At 73.0% G+C, this 15,937-nt stretch carries 13 protein-coding genes; 7 read left to right on the top strand and 6 right to left on the bottom strand.

What is annotated here, in order from left to right; all coding sequences use genetic code 11:
- Window positions 1-84 precede the first annotated feature (84 nt).
- Window positions 85-852, top strand: a complete 768-nt coding sequence (locus tag ACFVHO_RS06385) for an alpha/beta fold hydrolase (RefSeq protein ID WP_385710859.1) — start codon at window positions 85-87, stop codon at window positions 850-852.
- 63 nt (window positions 853-915) lie between these two features.
- Window positions 916-1,674 (top strand): thioesterase II family protein, encoded by a 759-nt coding sequence (locus ACFVHO_RS06380; RefSeq protein WP_385710820.1) that lies wholly within the window; start codon window positions 916-918, stop codon window positions 1,672-1,674.
- A gap of 81 nt (window positions 1,675-1,755) precedes the next feature.
- Here ACFVHO_RS06380 and ACFVHO_RS06375 read toward each other — a convergent pair whose 3' ends face one another.
- Window positions 1,756-3,585: a coagulation factor 5/8 type domain-containing protein gene (locus tag ACFVHO_RS06375; protein WP_385710818.1), complete on the bottom strand. Its 1,830-nt coding sequence runs from the start codon at window positions 3,583-3,585 to the stop codon at window positions 1,756-1,758.
- A gap of 497 nt (window positions 3,586-4,082) precedes the next feature.
- Between ACFVHO_RS06375 and ACFVHO_RS06370 the strand changes: the two genes are divergently transcribed.
- Together ACFVHO_RS06370 and ACFVHO_RS06365 are read left to right on the top strand one after the other, a co-directional pair.
- Window positions 4,083-4,820 (top strand): S1 family peptidase, encoded by a 738-nt coding sequence (locus tag ACFVHO_RS06370; protein WP_385710816.1) that lies wholly within the window; start codon window positions 4,083-4,085, stop codon window positions 4,818-4,820.
- A 303-nt stretch (window positions 4,821-5,123) separates the two neighbouring features.
- Window positions 5,124-7,364 carry a trehalase family glycosidase gene (locus tag ACFVHO_RS06365; RefSeq protein WP_385710814.1) on the top strand — a complete coding sequence of 747 codons (2,241 nt, stop codon included), beginning with the start codon at window positions 5,124-5,126 and terminating at the stop codon, window positions 7,362-7,364.
- 31 nt (window positions 7,365-7,395) lie between these two features.
- Here the strand turns inward: ACFVHO_RS06365 and ACFVHO_RS06360 are convergent, their stop codons facing one another.
- Together ACFVHO_RS06360 and ACFVHO_RS06355 are read right to left on the bottom strand one after the other, a co-directional pair.
- Complete coding sequence (locus tag ACFVHO_RS06360; RefSeq protein WP_385710813.1) at window positions 7,396-8,169, bottom strand: nucleotidyltransferase domain-containing protein; 774 nt, start codon at window positions 8,167-8,169, stop codon at window positions 7,396-7,398.
- Entirely contained in the window at window positions 8,166-8,921 is a 756-nt protein-coding gene (locus ACFVHO_RS06355; RefSeq protein ID WP_385710812.1) for a nucleotidyltransferase domain-containing protein, read from the bottom strand. The genes ACFVHO_RS06360 and ACFVHO_RS06355 overlap by 4 nt, the downstream gene beginning before the upstream one ends.
- A gap of 971 nt (window positions 8,922-9,892) precedes the next feature.
- Here ACFVHO_RS06355 and ACFVHO_RS06350 point away from each other — a divergent pair.
- On the top strand, window positions 9,893-10,534 hold the full coding sequence (locus tag ACFVHO_RS06350) for a dihydrofolate reductase family protein (protein WP_385710810.1): 642 nt from the start codon (window positions 9,893-9,895) through the stop codon (window positions 10,532-10,534).
- Window positions 10,535-10,681: 147 nt separating this feature from the next.
- Here the strand turns inward: ACFVHO_RS06350 and ACFVHO_RS06345 are convergent, their stop codons facing one another.
- On the bottom strand, window positions 10,682-11,752 hold the full coding sequence (locus ACFVHO_RS06345; RefSeq protein ID WP_385710808.1) for an alkene reductase: 1,071 nt from the start codon (window positions 11,750-11,752) through the stop codon (window positions 10,682-10,684).
- Window positions 11,753-11,931: 179 nt separating this feature from the next.
- Between ACFVHO_RS06345 and ACFVHO_RS06340 the strand changes: the two genes are divergently transcribed.
- Entirely contained in the window at window positions 11,932-12,300 is a 369-nt protein-coding gene (locus ACFVHO_RS06340; protein WP_385710806.1) for a MerR family transcriptional regulator, read from the top strand.
- Between the two features lie 68 nt (window positions 12,301-12,368).
- Here ACFVHO_RS06340 and ACFVHO_RS06335 read toward each other — a convergent pair whose 3' ends face one another.
- Together ACFVHO_RS06335 and ACFVHO_RS06330 are read right to left on the bottom strand one after the other, a co-directional pair.
- Window positions 12,369-13,616, bottom strand: coding sequence for an SLC13 family permease (locus ACFVHO_RS06335; RefSeq protein ID WP_385710804.1), 1,248 nt, complete (start codon window positions 13,614-13,616; stop codon window positions 12,369-12,371).
- 68 nt (window positions 13,617-13,684) lie between these two features.
- Window positions 13,685-15,058, bottom strand: a complete 1,374-nt coding sequence (locus ACFVHO_RS06330; protein ID WP_385710802.1) for a cryptochrome/photolyase family protein — start codon at window positions 15,056-15,058, stop codon at window positions 13,685-13,687.
- Window positions 15,059-15,220: 162 nt separating this feature from the next.
- On the opposite strand from ACFVHO_RS06330, the gene ACFVHO_RS06325 reads away from it, so the two are divergent.
- Entirely contained in the window at window positions 15,221-15,901 is a 681-nt protein-coding gene (locus ACFVHO_RS06325) for an adenosylcobinamide amidohydrolase (RefSeq protein WP_385710857.1), read from the top strand.
- The last annotated feature ends 36 nt before the right edge of the window (window positions 15,902-15,937 follow it).

The following is a 15,937-nucleotide window of genomic DNA, read 5'->3' as shown; positions in this document are numbered from 1 at the left end:
CCGGCGTCCTCGGCCCTGGAGGACTCGCTCACGGGCCTGTACCGGCAGGCGTACGACCTTGGCCTGGAGGACGAGGCCTGGGAGATGGTGAACGCCGCCGCGCGGCTGCGGCAGGTCTTCGAGGAGCCGGCGGAGCAGCCCGCGCTGACACCGGTCACCCTGGCGCGGGGCCCCGGCATCCCGCTGCTGTGCTTCCCGCCGACCATGGCACCCTCCGGGCCGCACTACTACGCCCGGTTCGCCCCCGTCTTCGCGGGCGAGCGGGACGTGACGGTGCTGCCCAACCCCGGCTTCGGCACGGGTGAGTTGCTGCCCGCGACCAGGGACGCCGTCGTCCGCCACCAGGCGGAGGCCGTCCTCAGGGCGGCCGGTGACCGGCCGTTCGTCCTCGCCGGGTACTCGTCCGGCGGCTGGATGGTCAACGCCGTCGCGGCCCTGCTCGAACGCCAGGGCCGCGCCCCGGTGGCGGCGGTCCTCGTGGACACGTACATCGCCACGACGTCGTTCGAGGAGCGGCTGTACGCGGCGCTGCAGGCGCGCGGCACCACCAGCGAGGCGTTCGCGATGATGAACGGCGCGCAACTGACCGGGCAGGGCGGCTACTTGCGCGTCTTCAGCGACTGGGAGCCCGAGCCGGTCGAGGCCCCGACGCTGTACGTGCACGCGACCTTCCCGCCGGGGGAGTCGGAGGCCATGGAGACCGAGGACCACTGGCAGCCCGACTGGCCGTTCCCGCACGAGGACACCCACGTCCCCGGCGACCACTTCACGATCATGGAGGACCGGTCCGAGTCCACCGCGCTCGCCGTGCGAGCCTGGCTGGACGAGATCCCGGGCGACAACTCCCGCTAGGCCGGGGGGCATCCCCTTCTTCCCTGTACGACGTACGACGACGACACAGAATGGACGAAGAACATGACAGTTGCCGACGGCAGCGACCTCTGGCTCCGCCGGTTCCACCCCGCAGCGGACGCCCCGGTCCGGCTTGTGTGCTTCCCGCACGCGGGCGGATCGGCCAGCTTCTACTTCCCCGTCTCCGCCGCGCTCGCCGACGGCTGTGACGTGACGGCCCTGCAGTACCCCGGCCGCCAGGACCGGCGGCACGAGCCGAACGTGGACGACATCGGGGTGCTCGCCGACCGGATCACCCCCGTCCTGGAGCCGCTGTTCGACCGTCCCGTGGTGTTCTTCGGGCACAGCATGGGCGCGATCCTCGCGTTCGAGGTCGCGCGCAGGCTCCAGGCCGGCGCGCACAAGCCCGCGCTGATTTTCGCCTCCGGCAGGCGCGCCCCGTCGACGCACCGCGAGGAGAACGTCCACCAGCGGGACGACGACGGGATCGTGGCCGAGATGAAGGCCATGAGCGGCACCGACGCCCAGGTGCTCGGTGACGAGGAACTGCTGCGCATGGTGCTGCCCGCCATCCGCAGCGACTACCGGGCCATTGAGACGTACGGTCCCGTGGACGCGACCGTCGACTGCCCGATCACCGCCCTGACGGGCGATGACGACCCGAAGACGACGGTCCCGGAGGCCGAGCGGTGGCGCGCCCACACCACGGCGGAGTTCCGCCTCCAGGTCTTCGGCGGCGGCCACTTCTTCCTCAGCCCGCGCGCGGCGGAGGTGATCGCGACGGTGCGTGAGGCGCTGCGCGGCGCCGTGGCCGTCGGCTAGGAACGATCGAGAGGGGGCTGGACGGGGAATCCGTCCAGCCCCCTCTTCCTCTTCCTTGAACACGCGCTCATGGGTACGTGCTCAGGGGTACGAGACGACCTTGGACGGGATCGTCGACGTGCCCGACGTAGGGGCTCCGGTGTCGTTGATGACGCGCTCGTACTGGCCCTTGCCGCCGAGCGACACCACCAGCAGATGGTGGAACTTCACCCCGGGCTTCGTCGGGGCGGCGAAGCCGTGGTGCTGGACGATGCTCGGATCGACGTTGTAGTAGCAGTAACTGCCGAGGCCCCACGCCTCGTGCGTCGTCACGGAGTCGTCGACGCGGTAGGCCGCGAAGCCCTTCATGTTCCCGTTCTGGATGGCGGCCTGGTCGGGGGCGTCGTACGCCTTCTCGTTCTGGTAGAAGATCGTGCGGCCGCGCTCGCCGTACCACTGCACGTCGTACTTGTTGAAGTGCTCCACGAACAGGCCCGTGGCCAGGACGTCGGAGCCGTTGACGCGGACGCCGTAGTCGGCGCGGTTGGTCTCCCAGCCGACGCCGTCGCCGTGGTCGGCGCGCCAGACCCAGGTGTGGTCGACGATGGTGTGACGGCTGTTGACGACCATGCTGGTGGTGGCCTTGCCGGGGCCCGCGCCGCCGATGCGGATGAACACGTCCTGCACGGTGATGGGGTCGGCGGAGTGGTCGGCGTCCGCTCCCTGCGGGCCGATCTCCAGGAGCGTGGGGGAGTTGACCGGACCGGCATCGATGAGGAGACCGGCCAGGCGCACGCCGTTGACGTCGGCGACCTTCAGGGCGGTCACGCCGTTGTCGGGGATGAGGGTGGCGTAGCCGAGCCCGAGGACGACGGTGCCCGCCCGCCGTACCTCGACCGTCCGGTCCAGGTGGTAGATCCCGGGTGTGAACAGCAGGTGCAGGCCCTCCTCCAGGGCCTGGTTGAGGGTGGCCGCGGACACCCCGGGCCGGGCGACGTAGAACCGCGACAGCGGCACCGACGTGCCGCGCGGTGTGCCACTGCCCCAGGACACCCCGCGGGCGTTGGTGCGCAGCTCCGGCAGGAAGACCTTGTAGTCGGCGCCGTCCAGGTAGAGGAACGGCTTCTCGCGGGAGAGCGGGGTGGTCTGGAGCGTCGTGTACGGCGGTTCGGGGAAGCTCTGCGCGGGCGCGCCCTCGACGCCGGAGAACACCATGTTCCACACGGCGTTGCGCCATCCGCCCACCGCGCTGTCGCGGGTGTACCACTGCTGCTGCGAGTACGGTCCTACCTCGCCGTCGACGCGGCTGTCCGCGATGTAGCCGCCGCTGGCCCAGCCGTACCCGGTGGGCGCGAGGTTGAGCCCGCCGCGCACGTGCATGCGGCGGAACGGCGCGGCCTGCGACACGGCCCACCGGTTCGTGCCGTTGACCGGGACCAGCGCCAGGTTCTCCGCCGACCGCCAGAAGTTCTGCGTGGCGTTGCCGTCGAACCAGCCCGCGTCCACGGTCACGTCGCCGTTGATGGTGGTGTCGTCGGGGGACAGGCCGAGGCCGGCGATGGCGGTGTAGAACCCGATCTGGGCGTTGAGGCCGTGGTAGGTGCCGGGCTTGAACAGCAGGGCGTAGCGGCCCGTGCCGAACTGCGCCGACTCCTGCCTCTTGAAGATCTCGTCGAGCCTGGCCTGGATCCCGCTTGTGGACGGCTCGAAGACGATGACGTTCGGCCCGAGGTCACCGCCGCCGGGCAGCCGCGTCCGCCTCGCCGAGGGCGCGGCCCCGGCCGGTCCTGACAGGGCGAGGAGTGCGGGTACCGACGCGGCGGCGGCCCCGAGGACGGTTCTGCGGGCCGGGGAACCGGGGGAGGCGGGGGGAGTGCGGGAGTCGGGTGAATCAGCCCCGGGGGAGGGGGAGTTCGTGGGGGAAGGGGGCATGGGGCACTCTCCTAGTTCAGGAAGTGAACACGTGGGGGTGCTGGGAGCGCTCTCTTGCCGTTGCATGCTTCATCCGCGTGCATCCTTCGTCAAGGGAAGTGACCGCGGTTCCGTGATGAGTTGAAGGCGAGGGGTCAAGTCGGGGCCGATGCTTGGGCATACGGCCTGGCGCAATCTCACGCAGCCGCGTCTGGCCTCTTCGCGCCGGTCTCCGGGTGCTTTTTGCGCCACGCCCGCCGAGCAGGTGATTGAAGGTCAAATCGCAACAGTGAACTGCGAAACAGATCCCAACTCGCCCTCAGGGCCGCTATGGCGATGGAATTTCGGCGCTCAACCTCTTGCGTCCTCCGTGACTCCTCTGCCACATTCACCCCCAGCCAACCATGGCATGCACGCGCCAGGGGAAACCCGCCTTCCGCGTGTGCGCTCCACCCGCATACCTATGCGGTCGCGTCCTTATCGCAGGACGTTTCATCCCCCACACAATGGAGACGAACGTGCGAATATCCAGACTCGTCCCCGCGCTCGCGGCCACCGCGCTCGCCGTCCTGGGGCTCGCCCCCACGGCCGCCGCCCAGACCGCGCCGTCCGCCAACGCGCCCACCGTGAAGTCCGGCACCTCCGCCGCGCCGATCATCGGCGGCGGCTACGCCAGCAACGCGCCCTGGGCGGCCCGCCTGTTCTCCAACGGCCGGCAGACCTGCAGCGCCACGATCATCGCCCCGACCTGGATCCTCACCGCGAAGCACTGCGTCAGCGGCGGCGGCCTGTCGTTCCGCATCGGCAGCCTCGACCAGACCTCGGGCGGCACCACGGCCAACGGCGTCAGCGTCCACAACAACGCCAGCTCCGACCTGTCCCTGGTCAAGCTCGACCGCTCCGTGGCGGGCACCTACGCGCGCCTCGGCAACCCGGGCTCCGTGCAGGTGAACCAGACCGTGCAGGTCTACGGCTGGGGCGCCACCTCGCAGTGCGGCCAGGAGATCAACTGCCAGTCGCAGCTCCTGAAGGTCGCCAACGTCGTCGTCACCGGCGGCTGCCGCGACGCCTACCAGGGCCAGGCCATCTGCGCCCGGCGCGGCAACGGCATCACCGCGGGCGGCGACTCGGGCGGCCCGATGATGGCCAACGGCATCCAGGTCGGCGTCGCGTCCACCAGCGACCGCCAGACCACGACCGCGTACACGAACGTGACGGCGTACCGCTCCTGGATCCAGAGCGTCGCGGGCGTCTGACCGCCCCACCGCCTCCCCGCACAGCCGAAGCAGCACCAAGCCAGTCCCGGGGGGCCCCCGCCGCGCCCCCCCCGGCGCCCCCCCCCGGGCCCCCCCCCCCCCCCCCCCCCCCCCCCCCCCCCCCCCCCATGGGGGTTCGTGGGGGGGGGGGGCAGCCCCCCCCCCCCCCCCACCACCCCACCAGAACAACCCCCCCACCCCCGCGCCGGCCGCGCGGCGCGCCCCCCCCCCCGCCCCCCCACGCCGGGACCGCCCACCCCGGCCATCCGCCCCTCCCCCCAGCACAGTTCGGAGATCCGCACGTTGCGTTCCCGCCCGCGCGCCCTGACCGCCGCAGCCCTCGCCGCCAGCCTGGCCCTCGGCCTCGCCCCCGCCGCCGACGCGGCCCGGGCGGACCACGGACCGCCATCGGCGCACACGGCCCGGCAGGACCCCGCGCGGCACGCCACCCCGGCGGCGGACCCGCACGCGACAGGCACCCTCTCCTCGTACGCGGACGTCCTCGACCTGCGAGGCGTCCCGACCGCCGCGCAGCCCGGCGAGTTCAACCCGGTCAACGTCTTCGCCGACCGCGGCGCCTGGCACGCCTACGCGCTGCCGACGGCCGACGACCCGGCCACGTACGGGGGCTTCACCGGGCCGCTGCACATCGCCCAGGAGTACCCCTGGTGGCTGAGCAAGTCCTTCAGCCGGATCCGGTTCACCGAGGCGGGCAAGACCCTCGACCTCGGCGCGGGCGGCGCACCGCGCCTGACCTCGCTGCCCGGAGCGCTGCGCCAGACCTACCGCCTCGACGGCCTGCGGCTCACCCTGGACCTGCGCTTCGCCACCGACCGAACCGCCCTGGTCCGGGCCCGGATCCACAACACCGGCCGGACGCCGCGCACCCTCGGCGCGGGGTGGACCGGCACCCTGCTGCGCCCCGACGCGCCGCCCCAGCGCGACGCGCCCGCCCTCACCGCCACCGCCCGCGGTGTCGCCGTCGGCTTCGCCCGGGTCCGCGAGAAGTGGGACTACCTCACCGACGGCACCGAGCGCTTCGAGGTCACCCACCGCGAGCCCGTCCGCACCACCGTCACGGGCGACACCTACCGCAGCGACCTCACCGCGCTCCTCACCCTCGCCCCCGGAGCGTCCCGCGGCCTGGACTGGACCGAGAGCTACACGTTCACCGCCGCCGAGCGGGCCCGCGAAGCCTCCTCCGTACGCCGGGTCCTCGCCCGTCCCGCCGCCGACGCTGCCGCCGGGGAGGCGCGTTGGCGCCGCTACGTCGCCGCCGTCACCCGGGGCGTCCCCGCCGACCGGCGCCGCCTCGCCGTGAAGTCCCTCGAGACCCTCGTCACCAACTGGCGCTCCGCCGCCGGGCGGATCCGGCACGACGCCATCAGCCCCTCGATCTCCTACAAGTGGTTCACCGGCGGCATCTGGGCCTGGGACACCTGGAAGCAGGCCGTCGGCACCGCGCGCTTCGACCCCCGGCTCGCCGAGTCCCAGATCCGCGCCGTGTTCGACCACCAGATCCGGCCGACCTCGGCGAGCAGACCGCAGGACGCTGGCATGATCCCCGACGCCGTCTTCTACAACGACCAGGCCGACGGCGGCGGCAACTGGAACGAACGCAACAGCAAACCCCCGCTGGCCGCCTGGGCCGTGTGGGAGGTCTACCGGCGCTCCGGCGACCGTGCCTTCCTGCGCGAGATGTACCCGAAACTGGCCGCGTACCAGGCCTGGTGGTACCGCAACCGTGACCACGACCGCGACGGGCTCGCCGAGTACGGGGCGACCGTCGACCCGGCCAACGACAGCGCCGAGCAGCGCAGGCTCGCCGCCGCCTGGGAGAGCGGCATGGACAACGCCCCGCGCTTCGACGCCGCCCTCGGCACCTCCGTCGTCACCAACCGCGACGCCTCCGGGACCGTCACCGGCTACTCCCTCACCCAGGAGTCCGTCGACCTCAACGCCTACCTCGCCGCCGACCAGGACCACCTCGCCGACATCGCCCGCGCGACCGGGGACCGGGCGGGGGAGCGGCGCTGGCGCGGCCGGGCCGAGGCCACGCACCGGGCGGTGCGCGAGCGGATGTACGACCCCCGGGACGGCTGGTTCCACGACATCTCCCTCGACGGCGGCGAGCGGCTCACCGCGAGGGGGCGGGGCATCGAGGGCGCCATCCCGCTGTGGACCGGCACGGCGTCGCGCGCGCAGGCCGCCGCCGTGCGCGACCGCCTCACCGACCCCCGCGAATTCGCCACCCCGGTCCCGTTCCCGACCGTCGCCCGCAGCTCGCCCCACTTCGCCCCGCAGCGCTACTGGCGCGGCCCCGTCTGGCTGGACCAGGCGTACTTCGCCCAAGCCGGCCTGCGGCGCTACGGCTACACGGCACAGGCCCGCGCCCTCACGGACCGGCTCCTGACCACGGCCCACGGGCTGTCGGCCCGGAGCCCGGTCATGGAGAACTACGACCCCCTCACCGGAGCACCCCTGAACTCGCCCAACTTCAGCTGGTCGGCGGCGGTGCTGCTGCCGATGCTGAGCCAGGGCTGACCTCGCGGGCACCGCGGGACCGGACTCCGGGTCAGGGCTTCCAGCGGTGCCCGTACCCCTCGCGCAAGGGGCCGCCCAGCAGGTCGAGCACCTGCTCCGCCGCCGCGGCGAGGGGGACGGGGTCGGCCCGTTCGGCCACGGCCCGATGGCCGTCCAGGAGTGCCTCGCCCAGGACCGGGTCCGCGTTCAGGAGCCTGCGGGGGAGCCACTTGCCGATGCCCGTCCACGCGCCGCGGTGGGCGGTGAGCAGGTGCGCCGCCTCGCGCAGGACGTGGTCGGCGACGGACAACTGCTCGTAGCGCGTGGCCGGGTCGGTGCAGATCGCGCCGCCCGGGGCGCGGAGGTCGGCCAGGTCGGCCAGGTCGTCTGTGTAGCAGGTGAGCGCGTACCGGCCGTACTCCCGCTCCTCCGGTGTGAGCGGCGCGGGCCCGGACGCAAGCACCTGCCGGGCCAGTGCGCGGGTGCGGGCCACATGGCCGTGCGGGTCGGCCAGGGGCAGGCCCTGGTCGTAGAGGAACAGCACCGTGCCGCGGCGGCGGGCCCGGTCCCACGCGAAGAACTCCGGCAGGTCAGCGACGGTGTTGAGGAACAGCTCGGCGACGCGGCCCTCGTGCCGGACCACCTCCCGGCCGCTGTGGTCCCCCTCGGGCAGGAGCACCGCCACGTCCAGATCGCTGCCCGCCGTGGCCCGCCCCTGTGCGGCCGAGCCGCCGAGCAGGGCGCCCAGAGCGTGCGGGTGACGCGCCGCGACCAACCGCGAGGCCGCCGCCCGGAACGCGTCCTGATCCTGTACGTGATCACTCATGGGAGCAGCAGCGTCTCCGCCTCGGCGACCGCGTGCGCCAGCGCGGCGGGGTCGTCCGGCCGCAGCCGCGCCACGACCGCGTCGATGCCGCGCAGGCCCGCCCGGCGCAGGAGCTGCTTCTCGTTGGTGACCCATTCGCCGCGCTCGGCGAGGACGGCGTGCGCGGACTGCAGGGCGGCCGTGGCGATGGCGCCCACGGCCTCGGTGGCCTGGCCGCGCGGCACGTAGGCGGACTTGGCGTAGTCCAGGGTCATGGCGGCCCGCTGCCGCCACACCGGCGGGGCGGCGGCGCGCAGTGCGCTCGGGTACTCGGGGCGGGGCAGCGAGCCGCGCAGGACCCGGTTGACGGCCAGTTCACCGACGACCAGGTAGCTGGGGATGCCCGCGAGGTGGAACATCAACGGCTCCCAGTGGAACCGGCCCTGCCGGGCCTCGGCGAGTTCGTGCTCGACCACGTCGAGGTCGCGGTAGTGCACGTCGACGCCCCGGCCGTCGATGGTGAACCAGCCGCCGCCGTTGAACACGCCGCCGCCCCAGCCGCCGATCTCGGAGACCTCCCCGGACCAGCCGATGCCCCGCAGGTCGTCCGGGTCGAATCGGTCCCGGTAGTACACCGCCAAGTCCCAGTCGCTTTCCGGGGTGTGCGTGCCCTGGGCCCGCGAGCCGCCGAGGGTGACGGCGCGCACGCCGGGGAGGGCGGCGAGCCGGTCGGCCACGGTGTCGAGGAAGCGGTCGTCGTTCGTGTCGGTCATCAACGCTCCGTTCATGTGCCTGCTCACTGAGCCCCACCCCGCACCAGCCGTGCCGGTCCGCCTCGGTGAGGCCGCGCCCCCAGTCCTCGAGGAGGCCGGTGAACTCGTCGAAGGTACGCACCCAGCCGAGGCCGCACCCGCTCCCACGTCCCGGCCAGGCGCCGCACGCCGTCGGGTGACCGTGCGAGCAGTACGCCGTGCGGGACGGCGGCGCCCGCGCGCGGGAGGAGGGCCGGACCTGCACGCAAGCCCGGACCGGAGCACCGGGTCGGCGTGGTCACGCACGGCCTCCCACCGCTCCCCGGCCCAGAAGTGCGCCTTGAACGAACCGAGGGTGTGCCGGAACTCGTAGAGCCCGAAGAGCGGATCGCCGCTCCCATGCGGCCACTGCCACTCACCCTCGACCGCACACGCGGCGTCCGGACCGAGGTCCCACAGGCCCGTCTCGTCGGCGTACCAGGCCTCTCGCAGCCGTGGCAGCCTCTCGCCGGGCGGCACCCCGCCGAGCCACGACCAGTCGGCGATCAGCACGTTGATGTCCAGGCCCATTGGGACGAGCGTAGTGAGGGGGGCGCTCGCGCCCGGGCACCCCCCTCCCGCCGGGCTCACTAGCTGTGGAAGGTGGTAGCCCTTCGGTGGTTCTCGGGACTGCGCACATGCCCCGGCCGAAGAGGCAACTGAGAAGCGCAAGTTGGAGTCCCGGCAGAGGCATCACGTCCCAGTCGCATGGCCGTGGGTGCGCGGGCTGAGCATCCGCGACGGGATCAAAGAAGACCGAAAGAAGACAGCAGGAAGGGAGCAGAAGGCGTGGACGTCGCGGAGCGAGGGCGCCACAGACGTTCTTCTGGGGTGGCCGACAGGGCGTTCTGTGCGAGATTGTCCGTACACATTCAGGAACGGCCGCGTTTGCCGGGTCGGGCCCGGAACGCTCACCGGGCGATGAGTTCCGGTGGTGCCAGGAGTCCTACAGGATGAACGTCACCCGTCAGAAGGGACCCACCATGCCCGCGCACACCGAACAACACCGCAAGGTCATCGCCGACGCTGTCGTCTCGATGGACGGTTACACCAGTACAGGCCCCGAGGACGACATGAGCTGGGCCATGGAACACATCACCAGCGAGCAGAGCGAAGTCATGTATGAGGGGATCTGGCGCGGAGTGAGCACAGCGGTCATGGGCCGCGTCAACTGGGAGGGCTTCACCTCCGTATGGCCCGGCCTGACCAGTGACCCGAGCAGTTCGGCCCGGACCCGCGATCTGGGCAATTGGCTTGCCACCGTCGACAAGGTGGTCATCTCTACGACCCTGCAGCAGTCCGACCTCGACAAGACGGAATGGACCAACGCCCGGGTCTCCCGCGACCTCGAAACCGAGGTGCGCTCTCTCAAGGCAGCGCCGGGCCGCGACATCCTCGTCCTGAACAGCGCCAGCGTCATCCAGGCGTTGCTCAAGGCCGACCTGATCGACGAACTCTGCATGACCGTACTCCCGACGACCCTCGGCCGAGGAGTACGCCTGCTGCCCGAAGGCCTCTCGTCGAAATGGCGGCTTTCCCACGCCATCACCATCCCCGCGACAGGCGCCGTTGCCCTGTCCTACCGCCGCCCATGAGGTTGCCGCGACTGCGCGGAGCATGAGAATAGAGAGCCACGTCGCCTCCGGGACGGCCTGCCGGTCCACCATCGCCTCGAACGCCACCTCCGGCTGGTGCGGCAGATCACGCGCCGCCTGCGCCAGGACCTGCTCGCCGGCGCCTGATCAGTGCTGGTAGCTGGTGTAGGTGGCGTAGCCCGCCGTGCCGCCCTGGTACCAGGTGTCAGGGTCGGCGGTGGCCAGGGGCAGGTCCGCGCGGAAGCGCTCGACGAGGTCGGGGTTGGCGAGGAAGGCGCGGCCGTAGCTGATGAGGTCGGCGCCCTGGGCGAGCCAGTGCTCGCCGGCGGCCCGGTCGCCCGCCCGCGGGTCGATCTGGCCGCCGGGGTTGACGATGTAGGCGCCCGGCCAGGCCTTGCGGAGCGCGACGAGGGTGTCCTCGGCGGTGCCGGTGAGGACGTGCAGATAGGCCAGACCGAGAGGGGCCAGGGCCGCGACGAGGGCGGCGTACAGCTCGGGCACGTCGTCCTCGACGATGTCCCAGACGGTGCCGCCGGGGGAGAGGCGCAGGCCGACACGGTCGGCGCCGATGGCCGCGGCGGCGGCCTCGGTGGCCTCGACGGCGAAGCGGATGCGGCCGGTGATCGATCCGCCGTAGGCGTCGGTGCGGCGGTTGGTGTTGGAGGAGAGGAACTGCTGGATGAGATAGCCGTTGGCGCCGTGGAGTTCGACGCCGTCGAACCCGGCGTCGACGGCCCGCCGTGCCGCGTCCGCGAAGACCTGCACCTCGTCCCGGACCTCAGCCGTGGTGAGGGCGCGCGGGACCGGGGCGGCCCGACGGCCGCGCGGGCCTGTGAACAGGGGTGACTCAAGGGCGATGGCGGACGGCGCGACGGGATGGCGCCCGGCGACGTCGGGGTGACCGACGCGCCCGGCGTGCATGAGCTGGGCGAAGACGCGTCCGCCGTTGGTGTGGACGGCGTCGGTCACCGGCCGCCAGGCGGCGACCTGTTCGTCGGTGTGCAGGCCCGGGGTGTGGGGGTTGGACTGGCCCGTGAGGCTCGGCTGCACGCCCTCGGTGACGATGAGCCCGGCGGTGGCGCGCTGCGCGTAGTACGTGGCCGTGAGCTCGCCGGGGATGCCGTCGGCGGTGGCGCGGGCACGGGTCATGGGGGCCATGACGAGGCGGTTGGGCAGCGTCAGGCCCCCGAGCTGGAAGCTGTCGAACAGGCTGGTCACAGTGGTGTCCTTCGCGTAGTACCGGCGAGTGCGGGGTGGTGCGTCGGCTACGCTAAAACCTGACGTTGACGTCAGAGGCAAGTGTGGGTGGCGGCGGGCCGGGACCAAGTCTGGCCGGGACCACGTACGGCGGGCGGCGGCGCGCGGCCGGTGGGGCGTGCGCGATCGGAGGAGGGCTCATGAGGATCGGTGAACTCGCGGCGGCGACCGGGGTGAGCGTGCGGGCGCTGCGGTACTACGAGGAGCAGGCCCTGCTGTCCGCGGACCGCAGCCCGAGCGGCCAGCGGCACTACCCGGCCGCCGCGGTCGAGCGCGTCCGGTGGATCCAGCAGTTGTACGCGGCCGGGCTCGCGAGCAAGACCATCGTGAAACTGTTGCCCTGCTTCGAGACCGAGGACGTGACCCCGCAGGTCCTGGAGCTGCTGTGCGCCGAACGCGCCCGTATCGACGGGCAGATCACCGGCATGCTGGAGACCCGGGACCGCCTCGACGCGGCCATCGCCATGACCGGTGAGGCGCGGGACCGCGGCCGCCCCTGCTCGCACTGAGGTCGCGCCGGGTCCTCCGGGACCGGGACCTCGGCAGGCGCTGTGTGCGGTGCCTGTCAGGTGCGGTGTCAGGTGCCGATGACCCGCAACGACGCCCACAGCGCGAGGGTGGAGACCAGCAGGGCAGCGGGGACGGTCAGGAGCCCGAGGACCGTGAACTCCTTGAGCCGGACGTCGTGCTCGTGGTGATGGGTGATACGGCGCCAGAGCAGCGTGGCCAGGGAGCCCGCATAGGTGAGGTTGGGGCCGATGTTGACCCCGAGGAGGACGGCGAGGACCGCTCCGGGGCCCGAGGTGGCGGCGAGCGGGGTGAGGGCGAGCACGGCGGGCAGGTTGTTGATCAGGTTCGCGAGGACGGCGGCCAGGGCGGCGGTGCCGAGGAGTGCGGGCAGCGACGTGCCGTCGGGCAGGGCGTGGCCGAGCGCGTCGCCGAGGCCGTTGTCGATGACGGCGCGGACGACGACGCCGAGGGCCAGGACGAACGCAAGGAACGGCAGGCTCGCGGAGCGGACGATGGCCGCCGGTGTGGTGTGCCGCCGGGCCAGGGCGCGGGCCGCCATCACGGCCGCGCCGGCCGCCGCGGCCCAGGCCGGGTCGACGTCGACCGCGGACGCCACGGCGAACCCGGCGAGCGTCGCGGCCACGGTCACCAGCGCGAACAGCGGCACCTCCGGGCGTTCCTCGGCCCCGTCGTCGTCGGTGGGCGCGTCCAGGTCGGCCGCGAAGTAGCGGCGGAACACGACGTACTCCACGGCGATCGCGGCCAGCCACGGCAGCAGCATAAGCAGCGCGAACCGGGTGAACGTCAGGCCCGTCGCGGTGAACGCCAGCAGATTCGTCAGGTTCGACACCGGCAGCAGCAACGACGCCGTGTTCGACAGATGGGCGCAGGCGTAGGCGTGCGGCCTCGCGGAGGTGCCCATGCGGGTGGCCGTGGCGAACACCACCGGGGTCAGCAGGACCACCGTGGCGTCCAGGCTGAGCGCGGCGGTCACGACCGACGCGAGCGCGAACACCGAGCCGAGCAGCCGCCGCGGCCGGTGCCGGGCCCAGCGGGCCGTCCAGGTGCCGCAGGCCCGGAACAGCCCCTCGTCGTCGCACAGCTTGGCGAGCACGAGGACGGCCGCCAGGAAGCCGATCACCGGCCCGAGCCGGGCCGCCTCGTCGCGCACGTCGTCCAGCGGGATCGCCCCCGTGACGATGACGAGGGCCGCGGCGGGCACGGCGAACACCGCCTCGGGCCGCCCGAAGGGACGGACGACGGCGCACACCAGTACGACGATCAGGGCGGCGACGGACAGGGACTCGAGGAGCATGACCTCGATCATTCACGGTGCCCCACCCAGGCCCGGACGCCACCCCCGGAACAAGCGGAGCAATTGGTTCAGCCGCGGTCCCTGGCCTCGCGGAAGCGCGCCAGGCCCTCGGCGAGATCGACGATCGGCTCGGGGTAGTCGAACCGGGCGCGCTCGAGCCCCGCCAGCCGCCACGGCTCGTGCACCGCGGCGCCGTCCAGATCCGCCAGCTCGGGAACCCAGCGGCGTACGTACGTCCCGTCCGGGTCGTGGCGCCTGCCCTGGAGCACGGGGTTGAGGACGCGGTTCGGGCGGGTGTCGTTGCCGGTGCCCGCCGTCCACTGCCAGTTGAGCTGGTTGGCGGCGACGTCGCCGTCCACCAGGAGGCGCAGGAAGTGCCGGGCGCCGACGCGCCAGTCCACGTACAGCGTCTTCGTCAGGAAGCTCGCGACGATCAGCCTGCCGCGGTTGTGCATCCACCCCTCGTGCGCGAGCTGGCGCATCGCGGCGTCCACGACCGGGAACCCGGTGCGCCCCCGCTGCCACGCCTCGATGTCGTCGGCGGCCTCGTCCTCGTCGCGCCAGCGGTCGTGCCGGTCCCGGTAGTCCGCCGACGCCGCGCGCGGGCGGGCCGCGAGCACCTGGTGGTGGAAGTCCCGCCAGCACAACTGGCGTACGAACGCGTCCGGACCCGGCCCTTCCTTCTTCGCCGCGCGGTGGACGAGCTCCACGGGCGAGAGCGTGCCGAAGTGCAGATGCGGGGAGAGCCGTGAGGTCAGGTCGCCCGCCAGATCGTCGTGACCGTCCGCGTAGCCCGCGATCCCCGAACGCAGCCACGCCGCGAGCCCGGCCCGCGCCGCGGCCTCGCCGCCGGGCGGCACACCGGGCGACACCTCCGGTACGTCGGCGCGCCTCGGCACCCGCTCGGAGTCGAGGCCGGACGGGACGCGGACAGCGCGCGGGGCGGCGACGGCGTCCCGCACGCCCTGCTGCGACCAGCGCCTGAAGTACGGCGTGAAGACGGCGAAGTGGTCATTGCCCGCCGGGGTCACCGCGCCCGGCGCGACCGCCGTCACCACGCAGTCGTGGACGTGCAGGGCGAGGCCCCGCTCCGCGAGCGCGGCCCGCAGTCGCCGCTCCCTGGCCTGCGCGAAGCCGCTCGCCCCGGCCGCCATGTGCACCGATGAGGCACCCGTCGCCGCGACCACGGCCGCCACCTGCTCCACCACGTCCCCGGACCGTACGACCAGGCGTCCGCCGCGCTCGCGCAGGGCCTCGTCCAGCGCCTTCAGGCAGTCCGCGAGGAAGGCGAGGCGGTTGGGCGCGGCGAACCCCGCGGCGTCGACGCGCTCGTCACGGACGAAGAGCGGCACGATCTCATCCGCCTCCTTGAGCGCGGCGCGCAGCGGAGGATGGTCGTGCAGCCGCAGGTCGGACGTGAACAGCACGATCGAGACGTTCATGGCGCTACTCCTGGGAGGGCGGTGCTTCGGGCGGGGCGGGGGCGCGGCAGCCGACGGCGGCGGCGTACGATCACCTGCCGCTCAGTCTCTCCGCAAAGGTCCTTGCCCGTGCCCTCCGCCATACCGAGTCCCGCGACGCGCGGTCCCGCGGCGCAACCCGGCCTGCCGTCTCCAAAGAGGGGCCTGTTGGCTCCGGAGACGCGTACGAGGGATGAGGACGGGGAACGACTGCGGGCGTTGTTGTGGCGCCCCGGGCCCGGCTGGCGCATGGTCAGCAGCGCCGTCCTCGGCGGCGGTATCGGGGAGCGCTCCTGGGTGCTCAACGCGCAGGTCTCGCACGGCTATCGGCGCACCGACCCGGAGCGGCACCTGGCGGAACTCGCCCGCGCGGCGGGAGCCGAGGGACCGGGCGTCGGCCTGATGACGGCCGCCGACGTGTCCGCGTACGCCCACGCCGACGACGGCGGCGTGGAAGCCGTCGTGACCGCGGGCATCCGGGTGCGCGGCTGGGCGGCGGCCCCGGACGAGGGGTCCCTGCTCCTGGCCCGCCCCGGCACGATCAACATCGTCGTGGCGCTGCCGACGGCCCTGACCGACGCCGCGCTCGTGAACGCCGTCGCCACCGCCACGGAGGCCAAGGTGCAGGCACTCCTGGACGCCTCCCATGACTGCTCGGGCACCCCCACGGACGCGGTGTGCGTGGCCGCGCGCGTCCCGCGTGCCGGGGAAGAGGCGCACGCCTTCGCCGGGCCGAGGTCGTTGTGGGGCGCCCGCCTCGCCCGAGCCGTCCATCGGGCCGTGCTCACCGCGAGCCGCCCACCGGGCACGCCCGCCGGGGCCTGAGGGCGAGCCCGCCGCCCGCCGACCGCGTCCACCGAG

It is taken from the genome of Streptomyces sp. NPDC127108 (assembly GCF_042677545.1).
Taxonomy (GTDB): Bacteria; Actinomycetota; Actinomycetes; order Streptomycetales; family Streptomycetaceae; genus Streptomyces.
Note: the sequence above shows the minus strand (reverse complement) of the source record. Positions and strands in the feature narration are given on the sequence as shown.

Coding starts and splice junctions, on each gene's coding strand:
- ACFVHO_RS06385 (WP_385710859.1), top strand. CDS start 85: ATGGTGAACGCCGCCGCGCGGCTGCGGCAGGTCTTCGAGGAGCCGGCG.
- ACFVHO_RS06380 (WP_385710820.1), top strand. CDS start 916: ATGACAGTTGCCGACGGCAGCGACCTCTGGCTCCGCCGGTTCCACCCC.
- ACFVHO_RS06375 (WP_385710818.1), bottom strand. CDS start 3,585: ATGCCCCCTTCCCCCACGAACTCCCCCTCCCCCGGGGCTGATTCACCC.
- ACFVHO_RS06360 (WP_385710813.1), bottom strand. CDS start 8,169: ATGAGTGATCACGTACAGGATCAGGACGCGTTCCGGGCGGCGGCCTCG.
- ACFVHO_RS06355 (WP_385710812.1), bottom strand. CDS start 8,921: ATGACCGACACGAACGACGACCGCTTCCTCGACACCGTGGCCGACCGG.
- ACFVHO_RS06350 (WP_385710810.1), top strand. CDS start 9,893: ATGAACGTCACCCGTCAGAAGGGACCCACCATGCCCGCGCACACCGAA.
- ACFVHO_RS06340 (WP_385710806.1), top strand. CDS start 11,932: ATGAGGATCGGTGAACTCGCGGCGGCGACCGGGGTGAGCGTGCGGGCG.
- ACFVHO_RS06335 (WP_385710804.1), bottom strand. CDS start 13,616: ATGCTCCTCGAGTCCCTGTCCGTCGCCGCCCTGATCGTCGTACTGGTG.
- ACFVHO_RS06330 (WP_385710802.1), bottom strand. CDS start 15,058: ATGAACGTCTCGATCGTGCTGTTCACGTCCGACCTGCGGCTGCACGAC.